This is a genomic window from Martinezella rhizogenes, assembly GCF_027460065.1.
Lineage (GTDB): Bacteria > Pseudomonadota > Alphaproteobacteria > Rhizobiales > Rhizobiaceae > Agrobacterium > Agrobacterium rhizogenes_C.
Genome location: NZ_JAPYZZ010000014.1, coordinates 105382 through 121274, shown reverse-complemented (window position 1 = coordinate 121274; position 15893 = coordinate 105382). Strand labels below are relative to the sequence as shown.

At 58.4% G+C, this 15893-nt stretch carries 16 protein-coding genes and 1 pseudogene; 4 read left to right on the top strand and 13 right to left on the bottom strand.

The window, feature by feature from the left end:
• Positions 1-14 precede the first annotated feature (14 nt).
• Entirely contained in the window at positions 15-362 is a 348-nt protein-coding gene (locus O8B93_RS20090) for a cupin domain-containing protein (protein ID WP_269711664.1), read from the top strand.
• Positions 363-402: 40 nt separating this feature from the next.
• Here the strand turns inward: O8B93_RS20090 and O8B93_RS20085 are convergent, their stop codons facing one another.
• From O8B93_RS20085 to O8B93_RS20075, 3 genes are all read right to left on the bottom strand, one after another.
• Positions 403-600 carry a hypothetical protein gene (locus O8B93_RS20085; RefSeq protein ID WP_269711663.1) on the bottom strand — a complete coding sequence of 66 codons (198 nt, stop codon included), beginning with the start codon at positions 598-600 and terminating at the stop codon, positions 403-405.
• Between the two features lie 289 nt (positions 601-889).
• On the bottom strand, positions 890-2131 hold the full coding sequence (locus tag O8B93_RS20080) for a Zn-dependent hydrolase (RefSeq protein ID WP_269711662.1): 1242 nt from the start codon (positions 2129-2131) through the stop codon (positions 890-892).
• A 14-nt stretch (positions 2132-2145) separates the two neighbouring features.
• On the bottom strand, positions 2146-2988 hold the full coding sequence (locus O8B93_RS20075; RefSeq protein ID WP_269711661.1) for a BtpA family protein: 843 nt from the start codon (positions 2986-2988) through the stop codon (positions 2146-2148).
• A gap of 24 nt (positions 2989-3012) precedes the next feature.
• Between O8B93_RS20075 and O8B93_RS20070 the strand changes: the two genes are divergently transcribed.
• A complete protein-coding gene (locus O8B93_RS20070; RefSeq protein ID WP_269711660.1) occupies positions 3013-3909 on the top strand; it encodes a PfkB family carbohydrate kinase in 897 nt (298 codons plus the stop codon).
• A 9-nt stretch (positions 3910-3918) separates the two neighbouring features.
• Here O8B93_RS20070 and O8B93_RS20065 read toward each other — a convergent pair whose 3' ends face one another.
• From O8B93_RS20065 to O8B93_RS20025, 9 genes and pseudogenes are all read right to left on the bottom strand, one after another.
• Positions 3919-4689, bottom strand: a complete 771-nt coding sequence (locus O8B93_RS20065) for a glutamine amidotransferase (RefSeq protein ID WP_269711659.1) — start codon at positions 4687-4689, stop codon at positions 3919-3921.
• A gap of 24 nt (positions 4690-4713) precedes the next feature.
• A complete protein-coding gene (locus O8B93_RS20060; protein WP_269711658.1) occupies positions 4714-5781 on the bottom strand; it encodes a phosphotriesterase family protein in 1068 nt (355 codons plus the stop codon).
• 4 nt (positions 5782-5785) lie between these two features.
• Positions 5786-6790 carry an ABC transporter permease gene (locus tag O8B93_RS20055; RefSeq protein WP_137454894.1) on the bottom strand — a complete coding sequence of 335 codons (1005 nt, stop codon included), beginning with the start codon at positions 6788-6790 and terminating at the stop codon, positions 5786-5788.
• A complete protein-coding gene (locus O8B93_RS20050; RefSeq protein ID WP_269711657.1) occupies positions 6787-7590 on the bottom strand; it encodes an ATP-binding cassette domain-containing protein in 804 nt (267 codons plus the stop codon). Before O8B93_RS20050 ends, O8B93_RS20055 begins: the two co-directional genes overlap by 4 nt.
• Entirely contained in the window at positions 7587-8540 is a 954-nt protein-coding gene (locus O8B93_RS20045; protein WP_269711656.1) for an ABC transporter substrate-binding protein, read from the bottom strand. The genes O8B93_RS20050 and O8B93_RS20045 overlap by 4 nt, the downstream gene beginning before the upstream one ends.
• Positions 8541-8572: 32 nt before the next feature.
• Entirely contained in the window at positions 8573-9601 is a 1029-nt protein-coding gene (locus O8B93_RS20040; protein WP_269711655.1) for a LacI family DNA-binding transcriptional regulator, read from the bottom strand.
• Positions 9602-9739: 138 nt separating this feature from the next.
• Positions 9740-10213, bottom strand: a pseudogene (locus tag O8B93_RS20035) (helix-turn-helix domain-containing protein); the annotation flags it as partial.
• 406 nt (positions 10214-10619) lie between these two features.
• The gene (locus O8B93_RS20030) at positions 10620-11918 is read right to left on the bottom strand and encodes a sensor histidine kinase (RefSeq protein ID WP_269711654.1); all 1299 of its coding nucleotides are present in this window, start codon (positions 11916-11918) and stop codon (positions 10620-10622) included.
• 56 nt (positions 11919-11974) lie between these two features.
• Positions 11975-12637, bottom strand: a complete 663-nt coding sequence (locus O8B93_RS20025) for a response regulator transcription factor (RefSeq protein ID WP_269711653.1) — start codon at positions 12635-12637, stop codon at positions 11975-11977.
• A 134-nt stretch (positions 12638-12771) separates the two neighbouring features.
• On the opposite strand from O8B93_RS20025, the gene O8B93_RS20020 reads away from it, so the two are divergent.
• Positions 12772-13320: a hypothetical protein gene (locus tag O8B93_RS20020; protein ID WP_269711652.1), complete on the top strand. Its 549-nt coding sequence runs from the start codon at positions 12772-12774 to the stop codon at positions 13318-13320.
• Between the two features lie 286 nt (positions 13321-13606).
• Here the strand turns inward: O8B93_RS20020 and O8B93_RS20015 are convergent, their stop codons facing one another.
• A complete protein-coding gene (locus O8B93_RS20015; protein WP_269711651.1) occupies positions 13607-14632 on the bottom strand; it encodes a LacI family DNA-binding transcriptional regulator in 1026 nt (341 codons plus the stop codon).
• Between the two features lie 164 nt (positions 14633-14796).
• On the opposite strand from O8B93_RS20015, the gene O8B93_RS20010 reads away from it, so the two are divergent.
• Entirely contained in the window at positions 14797-15744 is a 948-nt protein-coding gene (locus tag O8B93_RS20010) for a dihydrodipicolinate synthase family protein (RefSeq protein WP_269711650.1), read from the top strand.
• The last annotated feature ends 149 nt before the right edge of the window (positions 15745-15893 follow it).

Sequence of the window (15893 nt, the reverse complement as noted above, 5' to 3'; positions counted from 1 at the left end):
CAAGGAGACTTCCCATGACAATGCCGATTTTCAATATTTCCGATGACGTTGACCTTGTTCCGGCCATGCCGGCCGAAGGCCGAGACGGCGGTTCCTACCGTCGCCAGATATGGCAGGACCAGATCGAGAACGGCACTATCGTCGCGGTCTGGAAGGCCGAGCCTGGGGTTTACAACTATCCGGGTCGCGACCTCGAGGAAACCTTTGTCGTTGTCGAGGGCGAGGCGATCTATTCGCAGGCTGATGCCGAACCGGTGAAGATCGGTCCGGGTTCGATCGTCAGCATTGCGAAAGGTGTCCCGAGCCGTCTCGAAATCCTGTCAACGTTTCGCAAGCTCGCAACGGTTATCCCAAAGCCATAATGTTTGGGATAGGGTGTCTCTCAGATGATGGAGCGCAACATTACTCGATTTGTGACTGGAGCAAACCGCATCTCTGTCTCTCAGCGTCCAATTCACTAAGGCGTGTCATGTGGGCCGCAATCTCCACTGAAAGGATATTGCGGTCGATCTGCTGCAGGCGCTCCAAACGAGTAAGTCCTGTAATTACTTCAATAAGGTCAGTGCGTTCTTTCTCAATTTTTTCCAGATTCCACAGCATCGTTTCGTCCCTGTATGCATTCGCAGACAAACGGGCTGATCGAAAAAAGGTTCAGATGAGTAAAATTTAGGGTAAATTTTATCTTGCGCGGGCAAGTACTCGGGCTTTCTTCTAATATGCAGTTTGGCGATCGCCGATGAATGACGCTGACCTTGCCTTTACCGATTCGTCGACCAAACCTTGCCCGTCGAGACACCTACAGCGGTCGTTTCTATTTTTTTCGCCTCGGCGCCGCTCGAGATCGAGGCTGAGCCGTATGTCGGTAAAATGGGGATGACGTTGCCGTGACTTATGAGAGGATTTGAAGCACTGAAGCTAAAAGCATGTTGCATCCCGCTATGCTGTGTTCTGGTTCGACATGCTCGGCCTCATTGTGACTGAGACCATCGCGACAGGGGACAAAAATCATGGCTGATGGTGCGATACGATGCATGAAGAGCGCATCGTGAAACGCGCCGGAAAGCATTCGCCGTGTCACAAAACCCCGATCCTGTGCGGCACTGTCCAAGGTCGCGAGAATGTCCTCCGGGAAATTCGCCGGCGGCATGTCGAAGAGCTGCGTGATTGTCGCTTCACAATTCTGTTCCCTCGCGGCCGCCTGGGTGAACGCGCGGATTTTACTCTCCATTGCATCAAGCGTTTCGGATGAAGGGTGCCGTATGTCGACGGTGAAAACCGCGGTCTGCGGAATGGCGTTGACCGCACCGGGCTGCAGTGCGATCCGCCCTACCGTGAAACGAGCGGCTGGATCCTGAGGCATCATGGCGGAGAATAGTGATCCAAGCGCATTGACCGCCGCGTGAAACGGATCGCGTCGGTACATCAGTGCCGTTGTGCCCGCATGAGCGGTCTGGCCGGTGATTGATACTTCCAGCCAGCGTGTGCCCTGTATGCCCGTCACTATTCCAATCGGCACTCCCTGTTTCTCAAGGGAGGGGCCCTGTTCGATGTGAACCTCGATATAAGCAGATACCGGAAAACCAAGATCGCGCATGGTGGCTTCCGGCAGGCTTTCCAGGGTTGCGGAAAGCTCTCCCGCAAAGTCGGCTCCGTTATCTGTGGCAAATAGCTTCTGCCAGTCCTGCGGTATCGTTCGGGAGGCGAAAGCCATTGATCCCATGCAGCCCGGGGCGAAACGGCAACCCTCCTCGTTGGTAAAGGCGACAACCTCAATGGGCCGCTCCGTCTCAATCGTCAAATCTTCGAGTGTTTCGAGAACTTCGAATGCCGAAAGCGTCCCCAACGCTCCGTCAAACCGGCCACCTGCGGGCTGGCTGTCAAGGTGGCTGCCGATCAGAAGCGGTGGAAGAGTTTCGTCGCGGCCGCTCCTGCGGATGAAGAGATTGGCGACGGGATCCTGAAACACGGAAAATCCCCTGTCCATGGCAAGTTTCGTCAGTAGCCGCTTTGCCTCGCGATCCAGTGCAGTCAGCGCCTGCCGGTTGACGCCGCCCTTTGCGGTTGCACCGATCGCTGCAAACCGGTCGATATTTGCCAACAGTCTTTCACCGTTGATCGAAAATTTTGCCATGGCAGTATCCCCCTTCACGCTTCGAGGCCGGGGCCGGCTGCGGCAACAAAGGAGCGTACCCGTGCCAGTTCGACCGGGTTCCACCAGACGCCGCCCTCCTTGAGTGAGGAAGCGACGATAACGCCATCGGTCCGTTTGAGTATCTCGACGATATTGCCTTCATTGACACCCGAGCCGACCAGCAGCGGCAAATGGGTTGCCGCACCGATTTCCTCGATCTCTTCCATGGTTGCGCTGTTGCCGGTGCGCTGGCCCGTCGCGATGACGCCGTCGGCGTCGAAGAAGGCGAGGTCGCGCGTCAGTTCATCAATGCTGCGATCCGCCGTGATGGCGTGGGCCCCGTGCTTTACATGGCTGTCGGCAAAAACCTTGATATGCTCTGCCCTCAGCAGCGAACGGTAGCGCATCGCCTCGGCTGCACGCCCCTCCATGAAACCCTCATTGGCCACATAGGCATTGGCCCATTGATTGACACGGATGAACTTTGCCCCGCCCGCCATGGCGATGGCGAAAGCCGGGATGGGAGCATTGGCCAGCACGTTGACGCCAACGGGAACGCCGGCGGCGCGAACGATACGGTCTGTCACCACACTCATGAAGGCTGATGTTTCCGGCCCGATATCGTCGGGCTTGGAGAACGGCACGTCGCCATGGTTTTCGATCATCAGACCGTGCATGCCGCCTTCGACAAGCCGTTCCGCATCGCGCATGCAAGCATCGTAGATGGTGTCCATGCTCGCTTGCCGATAACGCGGCGCTCCGGGGAACGCCGGGCAATGGATCATGCCGATCAGCGCCTTGCTTCGACCGAAAATTTCCTTGATAGCATTGGCCGCATTGTCGGATATGGTCTGCATTTCAGTCCCTTTCGAAAGTTCTCCATGCGTGCCTTTGTTATCGGCAATATCGCACTTGATGAAACCTATTCCATTGCCGCACTGCCAGAGGCAGGCGCTTCAATCTTCGGCGAGCAGGCCTCGCGCAGCCTCGGTGGCAAAGGCTGCAACCAGGCCATTGTTCTTTCACGATGCGGCGTTGAAACCACTCTGGTCGCCGCCGTCGGCAGGGACGACCGCGCCATTGCGATCGGAAAAGCGCTCACCCCCGAGCGCCTGACACCAAAGCTCATTCCCGTCGCCAGCGCCACCAGCGATATCTCCATCATTCTGACGACCCCGGACGGCGAAAACTCGATCATCACCACCCGGTCGGCAGCCGCAGCGCTTGATAAAGACGCGGCCCTGGAGGCACTTGGTGATGCCGTATCCGGAGACCTCGTCGTCCTGCAGGGCAATCTCTCGGAAGAAACAACTCTCGCCATCCTCAGTGCTGCGAGATCGAAGGGGCTGACTACGGCCTTCAATCCGTCCCCCCTGCAACCCTGGTTCGCAAGCGTCCTGCCCTTCATCGACATAGCCGTCCTCAATCGCATCGAGGCAGAGGCGCTGACCGGAGAGAATGGCGCCGGGGCTGGCGCTTTTCTGCTGCGTGCCGGTGTCGGCCTCGTCATCGCCACGCTCGGCGGACAGGGCTGTGTGCTGGTGTCCGCCGATGGTGCCATCGAGGTGCCGGCTGTGCCCGCCGCGATCGTCGACACCACGGGTGCCGGCGATTGTTTCACGGGTGTTGCGCTTGCCTCAGCCATGCTCCGCGGCGTTGCCGTGGATGCGCGCGCCCTGGAGGATGCCGCGAGGGCCGCAGCCATCACGGTCAGCCGCCTTGGCACGCAGGATGCCTTTCCCAGCAATGAAGAACTGACAACCATCCTGCGGGCTTGAGCCTGCCGATCACGGCTTTTCGGTCAGCCAGCCGAGAATGTTCTTCCATAGGCGCCCATAGCCGTCCCATTCGCAGAAGGCGGGAGAGAGCCAGTGCGGACCGATGTCGGAGGTCCATGCGGCCGTGCGGCCCTTGCCGAAACGTCCGGTGACGAGCAGGGGATGGGACCCCTGATCTTCCGGCAGCCGGGCAACCACCTCGACATCGGCGCGATCACGCACTTCGACCTCGTTCACCCCAAGCAGAAGCGGCCACTCGCCGGAAAGGCCTGCGACGGTCGGATGGTCGGGTTTCAGAATGTCGGCCGTCGAGCCCTCTGGAATTTCCACGCGGTCGTCCCACGGAAGGCAGGTGACGGGCAGCGTATCTTCCACCGGTGTGCGGCGCCAGCGAGCCTTGCCGTCGATACCCTGGAAGGAAAAATAGCCGCCAACCATCAGCAGGCCGCCACCCTTTTCCACCCACGCCTTGATAAGCTTCAACCGGTTCGGCACGGTCTTAGACTGCAGCCAGACGGCTGGCGGCAGCAGAAGGGAGTTCGCGCCAATATCCGAGAGAATGATGACGTCATACGCGTCTAGCCCGGCTATCTCGAAGGGGAACTTCTCCACCGCATCATGGGCGGTCATGTAGGTCAGCTCGTATTCGCTGTCTTCCAGCGCCTTTACCAGCGGTTCTGCACCCAGATGAAAGGTGACGCTGCCAAACTGGTCGAAGCCCTTGTAGTGGGTGGCGGAGCTGACCCAGCTTTCGCCGACGAGGAGCACTTTTTTTGTCATGATCTTTCCATTTCCATAGGTTCGTCAGGTCTTCGCCTGGAAGACCGAGCGCGGATTATCCCGCATAAGGGTTTGAAGGATGGCGTCGTCGAGCCCGTGCCGCTTCAGACGCGGCAGGAAGTGCCTGAGAATATAGGCGTAGCCATTGCCGCCATATCGCGTCAGCATCATTTTCAGGAAGACGTCGTGGGAAAGCAGAATGCGGTCGAGGTAACCGCCTTCCACCAGCGTGACGATCGACCGCGCAGCGTCCTCGTCGCTGGGGCACTGGACCTGCTGGTCGGCATAGAAAAAATCCATGCCGATCATGTCGTATTCGATGAAGGCGCCGCGGCCTGCGAGTTCGCTCTGATAGGCAATATCCGCATGCGACGGGTTCATATGGCAAAGAACGGTGTGGTTGAGATCCGCACCTTCCTCTGCGACGATATCGAGAACCCTGTGTCCCAGCCGAAGCCATCCCGGCAGATGAACCATCAGGGGAAGACCGGTGCGAACATGTGCCTGCGCCGCTCCCCGCAGGGATTTTTCCTCTTCCGCCGTGAAATCCGCGGAGACGCCGATTTCGCCGATCAGGCCGATGCGGACATCGGTGCCATCGACACCGTGGAGCGCCTCGTGCACGATCTCGTCGCCTATGGCTTCGACCGTGAGCCCGGCCACCTTTTCGGGGTGGGAGGATGCAAGGTAATAACCCGCTCCCATGACGATGTTGAGCCCTGTCGCTTGTGAAATCCTCCGCATTGCTAGCGGATTTCTGCCGATGCCCTGACAGGTCGGTTCCACGATCGTCTGTCCACCGGCAGCCGCGAAATCCTTCAGCTCCGCAACCGCCAGCGGCTCGTCATCCAGCGTGATATTGTGCTTGTTGACGAAGGGATCCTGACGCAACTCGCCGAGGATTTCCATGCAGACGAAACCTTCGGCAAGATATTGCCGCTCCGGCGTCTTGGGGGCGTGCCACCAGCAACGGCAATCGTTGAGGATATGCTCGTGCATCAGGGTGACGCCAAGCTGGTCCGCAGCGATCGGGCCGCGCACGGTCATGACCTTTCCCGACCGGATATGTCCTTCAGACAGTTCCGTGGTCATCGCATCAGCCCTTTCTCTTCACGCCAAGGCGGAAGTTCGCGGTGAAGATGCGCGTGTTGAGCCAGATTGCGGCGAGGATGATGGCGCCCGTCACGATCTGGGTGAAGAAGGGAGAGATGTGCATGAGGATGAGACCGTTACCGATTACGGCGATGGTCATGGTGCCCAGCACCGTGCCGAGGATGGTGCCTCGGCCGCCCATCAGCGATGTGCCGCCCAGAACCACGGCAGCAACCACCTGAAGCTCGAAACCAACCGCTGCATTCGACGATCCCGACCCCAGCCGCGCCGCAATCATGAGGCCGGCAATGGCTGACGCCACGCCTGCGGCCAGATAGACCGAGGCGAGGATCCATTTGGCTGGCATCCCCACGCGGCGCGCCGCTTCGGGATTGGAGCCGACGGCCACCACACGACGACCATATCGGGTGCTCGAAAGAACGATATAGGCGATCACGGTAACGACAACACCGATCAGCGCAGGGACCGGCATGCCGAGGAAATCACCCCGCCCGAGGTAAAAGAACCCGGGTGCTTCCGGTATCGGCACGGAATAGCCCTGTGTGATGTAGAGGGCAACGCCGCGCAGGATGGAGAGACCGGCAAGCGTGACGATGAAGGCGGGAATTCCCTGATAGGCAATGAACCAGCCCTGTACCAGGCCCAGCCCGCCGCCGAGCACGAGCATGGCGACGACAACCAGCGGCCAGGGGTAACCGGCCGCAAGCAGGATGGCGCCGACCGCGTTGATCAGGGCGACCATCGAGCCGACGGACAGATCGATACCGCCGGTGATGATGACGAATGTCATGGCGACGGAGACGATCAGGATCGGTGCGGCCTGCCGAACAACATTCAGAAGATTGCCGGCCGTCAGAAACGTATCCGTGGTCACGGAAAAGAATACCATGCAGAGGGCAAAAAAAGCCGCGATGGAAAGCACCTGTGCATTCTCGGCGAAGAAATCCGAAAGCGGTGAGCCTTTGGCGCGTTCAGTATAAACGGTCAATGACGTTGCCCTCCCACGATCAGCCGAACGAGATCCTCGAGGCTGGTGTCGTTGATCTGGCGCTCCGCCACCTTGGTGCCCTCATACATGACGGCGATGCGGTCGCAGACACGGAAGAGATCCTGAAGGCGGTGGGTGATGAGGATGACCGACACGCCCTTTGCCTTCACACGATTGATGAGCGAGAGCACGGCCTCCACTTCAGCAACGGCAAGCGCCGATGTCGGCTCATCCATGATCAGGACTTTCGGATTGAAGGAGGCCGCCCGCGCGATGGCGATTGCCTGCCGCTGGCCGCCGGACAGTTTCTCCACCTTGGAGGTGAGACGCGGAATGCGGATTTCCAGTGCATCCAGCATCTTGCGGGCTTCTGAAAGCATGGTCGGCCGGTCGAGAAACGGACCTTTGGTGATTTCGCGCCCGAGAAAGAGATTGCCGACGACGTCGATATGGTCACAGAGGCTCAGATCCTGAAAGACCATTTCGATGTTGCGGTTACGGGCATCGGCGGGGCCCGAAAAGCGAACGGCTTCGCCTTCCATCGTGATTGTGCCCTCATCGGGTATGTAGGTGCCGGAAATCACCTTGGTGAGGGTTGATTTACCGGCCGCATTGTCGCCGACGAGACCGAGGCACTCGCCGGGGAAAATATCGAGATCGACGCCGCGTAGCGCCTGATGCGAGCCGAATGTTTTGCGGATATTGCGCAGGGAGATACGCGCTTCACGATCGGGCTGCCGGGAGAGAAGATCTCCCCCGGCACCGTCGACAGCGCCTGTGTGCTGTCCGGCCGCAATCATTTGAAGACCGCGCGGTAGGGTTCGACGTTCGCCTTGGTGACGATGGTAACCGGCACGGCGATGGTCTTTTCAACGGTGCCGCCGTCGGAGACGGTCTTGAGCGCCTTGACCGCCGCTGCACCCATCGCGGAAGGATCCTGTTGGATGACGCCTGCGACATAACCCGCATCGATGCCGGTGATCGCCTGTTTGGTCAGGTCCCAACCGAAGACCTTGATGTCTTTCTGCTTGCTCTGGCTTTCAACGGCGGCGACCGCTCCAAGAAGAGCCGGTTCACCGGTGGCATAAATGGCGGTCATATCAGGATTGCCGGTGATCAGGTTCTCCGCTGCCGATAGTGCGGTGTCCTGAACGTTCTGGCCATCAACGACGCCGGCCGTCGCAATGCCGGTCTTGTCCTTGATCGTGTCTTCAAAACCCTTCTGGCGAATATTCTGGATGAAGGAGTTCAGCGCACCGACGACACCGATCTTGGCTTTGCCGCCCATGTCGGACTTAACATAATCGAGGAAGAATTTTCCCATGTCGGCGCCGGCTTTGCCGTTATCGACGCCGATCTGTGCCTTCTGCGGACCTTCCGGCAGGATGGCGTCAATCGCGACGACGGGAATATTGGCGGCCGCCGCCTGCTTTATAGCCGGCATGATGCCGTTGACATCGATGGCGACAACGGCAATGCCGTCCACCTTCTGCTGGATATAGGTCTCGATCGCGCTGTTCTGAGCGGTGGGGTCATTATTGGCGTTGAAGATCACCAGCTTGACGCCGGCTTCCTTGGCGGCTTTTTCCGCGCCTTCGTTCATCTGGTTGAAAAACAGCGCCTGCTGGTTGATCTGAACCAGGGCGATGGTCTTTTCGGCGGCGTTGGCAAGACCGGCAGACAAGGCCGCGCCGGCAAGAACGGTCGCAGCGAGAGCTGCGGGAAAATATCGACGTTTAAAATTCAGCATTATCGTTCTTCCTCTGTTGGTTTCGTTGCTTTTTATTTGATCGCGGGCGGCGCAACGGATTCACGCACGACGATTTCGACGGGCAGCAGTTCCTCCGATGGCAGCGGAGCGTCCTGATCCCATTTTGTTTCAAGCAGAAGCGACAAGGCGCGCTGGCCGATTGCGCTGACAGGCTGGCGAATGGCGGTGAGCGGCGGGGCAAACAGATGCAGCGGTCCGACATCATCGAAGCCGATCATCGAGACATCCTGCGGGATGCGTATGCCTTCAGACCGTAGCACTTCGATGAAGCCGATGGCGATTTCATCCGAACTCGCAAACACCGCCGTCGCAGGCCGACCTTCGTTAAGAAACCGGCGCGCCGCCGCCCGGCCGAATTCCACCGTATAGGCGCCGCAATATCGGGAAATGGAAAGCTCTGCCGCAGATACCCGTTCTGAAAGTGCTGATGTCAGCCCGCGAAAACGGCGTTCGGTACTGACCATGTCTTCCGGTCCGCCGACATAGAGAACCCGGCTGTGCCCGTGTTCCGCCAGATGTTCACCGGCCAGACGGCCACCCTGTTCGTTGTCGCAGAAGAGTTTCGGCACGGTCGCACCGGGGACGTCTTCATCGACGACCACGACCTTGCCGGTGGTGTTGATCAGTTCCGCCAGTTCATCGGTATTGGGATGGTTGGTGATGAAGACGAGACCATCGACGTGATTGCGGGCGAGCAATCTCAGATACGACAATTCGCGACCCTTACGGTTCAGCGTCGCAAACAGTGACAGGGCCAGGCGGCGCCTGTCGGCCTCCTCTTCCACGGCCGCGACAAGCATTCCGAAAAACGGGTTGCCAATATCTGGAACAACCAGACCGATCGTATCCGAGCGGCCCCGGCTTAAGCGCCTGGCGTGGGGATTGGGAACGTAATTGAGCTCACGAATGGCGGTCTCGATCCGCGTCTTCGTTTCCGAGGGCAGTTCCAGCGTGCCGTTCAACAGACGCGATACGGTCGCGACGGAAACACCAGCCGCCTGGGCAACATCTTTGAGACTGGTCGCATGGTTACGCGCCATTGAATTCCCACTTTCTGTTCCGCTCAGTTCGGGCCTTTTCGGCCTCTATGTGGTTTGTAAAGCGATTTACTAAACCGGTTTACAAGGAAATCCAAAAACCCGGACAAGTCAACACCGTTTTATAGTCTGTTTAAAATTTGGCCCGCGATCCTCAAACCAGTAATGGTCCGACCCGTCGAACTGCACCAGCTCGCCATAGGCCTCGCGCCGCAGCAGCGGCTGATGAAACGTCAGGCGCTGCTTGCGCGACAGTCATAAGCCAGCATCCATCGCCCAGCCGCGGATGGTCTCGCGAGACACATGCGGTCCATCACACTCGGCGCGTTTCTCGGCCGCAAGCGTCGGGCCGAGGTCCGCATAACGTTCACAAACCAACGCTACCGCGTGACCGCGAACGCCGTCACTGATCCGGTTGTTGGATGGCCGGCCGATCGCCTTATGCCGGATCGATGCCGCACCGCCAGCTTGCATCCTGTTCAACAACCGACGGATTTTCCGGGTGCTAAGATCAAGCACATGCGACGCCGGCACCATGGTCATGTGACCCGCAAGCATCTTCGATAAAATCTCGATCCGCTGCAGATCACGCTTGCTCATCGCAATCGGTTCCATCTGCAATCTCCCTGGCATCATTCAGACCTGTGGAGCGTGACATTCCAAATTCGCAGAAACAGGACGCTTCAATTTTGCGAATACAATCTAAAACTGTTCGATCTATATTGTGCAACAGCTAGCTCACGGGTCGTTAGTTCGTTTCCTTTTAAGAGCGTTAGGGGAACAGGAACGACATAGTGAACCGCGCCCGCTTTACCGGATGCAGTTTGATTTAAGTTATACGCAGGTGCGTCCAGCATGGCGGGATATCGTTCTTCGGCCACGGCCGGGGTCGCCTATCTCTTTCTCAACGGTTGCCTGCCGCACCACGAACGCGCCGACCTTTTTACCGGCGAGGGAGCTGCGAAGTTTGTGGCGACCGCCGCTGCGCGGCAACGTCAGTAAAGGGGAAGGTGAGATTTCCTCAAAGGCCGGCCGGCAGGGTCAGCGAACAGAACAGTCCGCCGTTGTCGCCGCGTCCCAATCTGATGCTGCCGCCATGAAGTTCCACAAGCTCCTTGACTATGGTCAGACCAAACCCGTCGCCTGGAACGTTTTCATCCATTCGCCGTCCCGGCTGGAAAGCCTCTGAAATGCGGTTATCATCAATGCCTGGTCCATCATCCGAGACAGTGACGAGTACATCGCGTGCGCTCTTTCGGGCGGAAATGTGCACCGTGCTTTTTGCCCATTTGAATGCATTTTCGATGATGTTGCCAATGATTTCCTCCAGGTCCTCGGGCGAAACCTGCACCCGCAGTTCGGGATCCACATCGAGTGTTGCAGCAATCCCGCTGCCTGCGTAAATACGGGACATGATCTCGACGATATCGTCGACCCCTGGTTTGACAGGTATGGCTGCGGTTAAGCCGCCTGCGGCTGTCTTACGGGCTCTTGCCAGATGGTGGCGGATACGCTGGTCTATCCTGTCCACCAGCGTACGCATCTCGCGGTCCGGATCGTTGGTTTCGTTAAGAGCTAGATAAAGGCTTGTCACGGGGGTTTTCAGACCGTGGGCGAGATTGGCGAAATGCAGGCGCGTCTCTGCAAGCCGCTGGGTATTTTGCTCAACGAGACGGTTGATCTCATAAGAGGCCGGCCGCAGTTCCCCCACATCGGCCTCCGGCAACGTGTCCAGTGTTCCGGCCGAGATCGAGGAAATATCGGCGGTGAGTTGCCGAAGCGGTCGCAGACCGTATCTGACCTGCAGGAAAATGCCGCCTACAAGGCTAGTGCCGAGCAAGCTCATCGCGGGTATCAACCACAAAAGCGCTCTACGGGCGGGCGCGACAAGGGCGGATTGCGGCGCTGTGGCTGTGATTTCTACAAGGTGCGCTCCGACCATTGTTTGAATGGATCGAACATACAGTTCCTCCCCATGAAACTCGGCACTCGTGCTTGGCCGCGGGCCGGGTCCCATCATTTTTCGCCATTCGAACGGGGAGGGCGGACTGGTTATGGTCTGGCCTGCAAGGGAGCGCGAGCCGATCGCCACACCCTCGCCGCTGATCTGCCAGTACCAGCCCGAGCCACGCCTGTCGAATGGCGGACCGTCAAGTGCGGCATTGAGCGTCACGCTGCCGTTTTCGCCATCGGACAAGGCGCTGTGCACGCCTTCTACCTGCGTATCAAGACGTTGATCGATCTGTTCGCGCACCACGCCGGCGACGATGAGATACAGTATGATGGAGGCAACGATCACGGTTGCGGTGACGAAAACCACGGAAAAAACGGTAAGACGGCGCGCTATTGAGGAACCCGCAATGGCCGAAAAACCCTTCATGACTCTGCCTTTAGCATGTAACCGCGTCCACGAACGGTCTCTATATGCTCCGCACCGATCTTGCGGCGCAGCCGGGCAATGATCACTTCAATGGAATTTGAATCCACTTCCGCATCACCATCATAGACGCGTTCGATGAGTTCGCGGCGGTCGACGACCACCTCCTTGCGCAGCATGAGGCAGGAGAGGACCCGCCACTCCAGCGCCGTCAGCTTCAAAGGCAAGCCGTCCTGTTCGAAGGTTCCAAGCTGTGCATCGAAGACGAGCGAACCACAGACAACGGTGGAGGCGGCATGGCCTGTGGCGCGGCGAACCAACGCGCGCAGCCGCAGCACGAGTTCCTCGACCTTGAAGGGCTTGGTGAGGAAATCGTCTGCTCCCGCTTTGAAACTCGCCACCTTGTCCGGCCATCCATCACGTGCGGTCAAAATGAGCACGGGAAGGTTTCGCTCTGCCGCGCGCCATGATTTGAGAACTGACACGCCATCGATTTTCGGCAATCCGAGATCCAGAATGGCCACATCGTAAAGTTCTGTCAGCCCGTTGTGTTCTGCGTCTTCACCGTTCTGCGCGATATCGACGACAAAACTCTCTGCGCGCAGGCTGGCTGCGATGCGCTTTGAAAGGTCCGTATCGTCTTCGACGAGAAGTACGCGCATGATTCTGCCGTTTCGTGTGGGTGGGCAAGTTTCTAGTAAGCCCGGAAGGCTTAACTCAAGCTGAACCAGAAGGTTCAGGCTGCTGGTGGTGCCCGGTGGGTAAAACATTCCTGTCAATCAAACAGGAGATCGCCATGTCCCACTCTGAAGAGAATAACAATATCGCAGCATCGAAGGCCACTTCCGAGGCATACGTGCCGCCGCACAGGAAACATCGGCGCAAAACCGCTGCCTTGACCTTTGCAGCCGTCGGCATGCTGGTGGTGGGGGCTGCGGCAGGTGCCGGCGCGGTCAGGCTGACGAGACCGACGCCTGAGATGGCGCCTATGACGCCTGTTGCCATTTCGACCGTCAAGGAAGGCAATCTTGTAACCCTGAAAGGCAAGGTCGCCGAGATTTTCGGCAATAAGTTCATCGTTCAGGATGACAGCGGCCGGGCGCTCATCGATACTGGTCCTGAGGGCGACGACGGCAAGGTCGTGACCGTTGATGAGGCTGTCAGCATTCAGGGCCGTTTCGACAACGGTGTCCTTCACGCGAGCTATATCGTTCGCCAGGATGGCAGCATCGAGGCTCTTGGACCGGCAGGTGGTCCGCCGCGTCATGGGTCTAAAGAGGATATGATGCGCGGCCCTAAAGGGAACGGCCCCATGGACGATCTGCTGCCTCATCCAAAACCCTGATACCAAAGACTGATCTGCGCCAGACGGCGCGGTCTCGAAGGCGGCATCCGCCCCGAGCCCGCGCCGCCGGATGTCTGGTTTTAGCCTGCGCGCTTCAACTGGGATATGAGACACCTGCGCCGCGCAGAAGATATTGCGCTGGCGGTGGCGTCATGTCGCCTCTGCACCTGTCGAAATCACAGCAAGCCAAGCGGTTTCTGTCTCGATCATTATTGCTCAGCTCCCCTGACCTGCTTCAGCGGTCGCCAAACCTTTCGACCTTCCAGGCAAAACGTGTCTGCCAGAGCTAAATGTGAAGCCTTGCTGTCGATTTGCGCGGGATCAAAGTTGGGGCTGACACGAGAATTTGGTTTTCGCGGACGGCAGTTGTATGCGTGAGCAAGTCGAGCGCGTTGGCCGCGATCTGATCAAAGGGAACGCGTAGTGTTGTGAGTGGTGTCGAGAGATGGCTGACGATCGGGATATCGTTGTAGCCGACGAGGGAGACATCATCAGGCACAGAGAACCCCATCTTGTTCAATGCCGAGAGCGCACCGATCGCCGTATTGTCGTTGACGGCAAAAATAGCACTCGGTCGATTGCCAAGTGCCATGAGCTTCGCGACTGCTTCTCCTCCGGACTGGATACTGAATGTCGACGGGATGATGAGGTCAGGATCAATTTCAATTGACGCCTCTTCAAGGGCCTGCTTGTATCCGTCGACGCGTCCGGTCGCGCTGGATGCATAGCCTGGACCCGCAATCAAGCCTATCCGCTCATGTCCCAGATCCAGCAAATGACGCGTCGCGAGATAGCCACCGAGCCGATCATCGCCCACGGCAGACAGGCTGTGATGATCCGTTCTCAGCGCCAACACATAGGGGACACCCCGTTCTCTCAGTTCGCCGGGGAAACTATCGTCATCACGCGCAGTGGATAATATCAATCCATCGACACCTCGATTGAGAAGCGATTCCGCCGCCAGGCGATCCGCCTGTGGTTTATCCTCGGTCGTCGCAACGATGGCAAACCGTCCGGTCCGGGCGCAGGCTCTGACAATTGCCTCATACAGCATCGCCATGACGGTATCCGTTAACCGCGGAACGATGACGCCGATCGTCATTGTGCTACCGCGCCGCAAGCTGGCAGCCGAAACATCCTTCACATAACCGAGTTCCGCTGCGATCTTGCGCACACGTTCGGCTGTTTCGCTATCGGATCGGGGCAGTCGCTCATCGAGGATGCGCGAGACAGTTGACTTCGACACGCCGGCTGCCGCGGCAACACTGTGCACAGTTACGCGCGATTGTCGCGGACGCTCTTTTGATTCCATTGTCTTTTTTCCATTCCGATTCTTTCTTCGGGCGTATGCAAAATACATTGCACGAAAAATGCCGTTGACTCCAGAATAAATCAGATCGATAACGGGAACGTTCCCGTTAACGATCCCGTCTGCTGATCGATTAAGGACAGCAGCTGACAAGGAGGAGAAATCAGATGCAACCCATGGATCTTCGCGGCCTCAGCCCGGCACCCGTTACCGCTTTCACGCGTGATGGTGAGGTCGACTACGCAGCCAATGCAAAAATCGCCAAGTGGCTTGCCTCGATGGATGGTGTAAAGAGCCTCGTCATTCTCGGCCATGCCGGCGAGGGCACGTTCCTGACTGAAGACGAGCGCCTTGAACTTATCCGCGTTTATGTTGACGCTGTTGGCAGTTCGCTGCCCATCATCGCCGGTATTACCGGGGAAGGTACGCGGGTGGCCGCGGCAGAAGCGAAGAAGTGCAAGGCTGCCGGTGCCACCGGCGCGCTCGTTTATCCTAACCACGGCTGGCTTCGCTTCGGTTTCCAGAAGGGTGCTCCGCAGGATCGCTACAAGGCGATCTGGGAAGAATCGGGCCTTCAGGAAATCCTGTTCCAGTATCCCGATGTAACCAAGGCGTCCTATGACCTCGACACGCAACTGGCAATCGCCACCCAGCCCGGTGTCGTTGCGACGAAAAACGGCGTGCGCAATATGAAGCGCTGGTATGTCGAAATCCCCGAACTGAAGAAGGCCAACCCGAACCTGCAGGTCCTCAGCTGCCACGACGAATGGCTTCTGCCAACGATGTTCGATGTTGACGGCCTGCTCGTCGGCTATGGCAACATCGCGCCCGAGCTTCTGATCGACCTGATCAAGGCGGGCAAGGCGCAGGACTATCCGCAAGCGCGCAAGATTTTCGAACGATTGCTGCCGGTGACCCGTGCGGTCTATCACCGTGGCTCGCATATGGAAGGCACTGTCGCGCTGAAACTCGGCCTCGTGCACCGTGGGGTTCTCGATCATGCGACGATTCGCGAGCCTTTGAAGAACCTCGGCGAAAAGCCGGAGCAGGAAATCTTTGCTGCCTTCGAGGCAGCCGGCATTGGCCGCGTCGAGCAGTTGCTAGCCGCTGAATGATCTTTTCGCCGCCCCGTGCCAGCGCTCGGGGCGGCAAGCCAAAGGGGCCGTCCTGAACAAGTTTATCTCTGACAGGAACGCCGAAACATCGTAGCAACACAACGCAGGGAGCGTATCCGTAGCCGGGAGAGAGAAAGGCGACGGGTCGA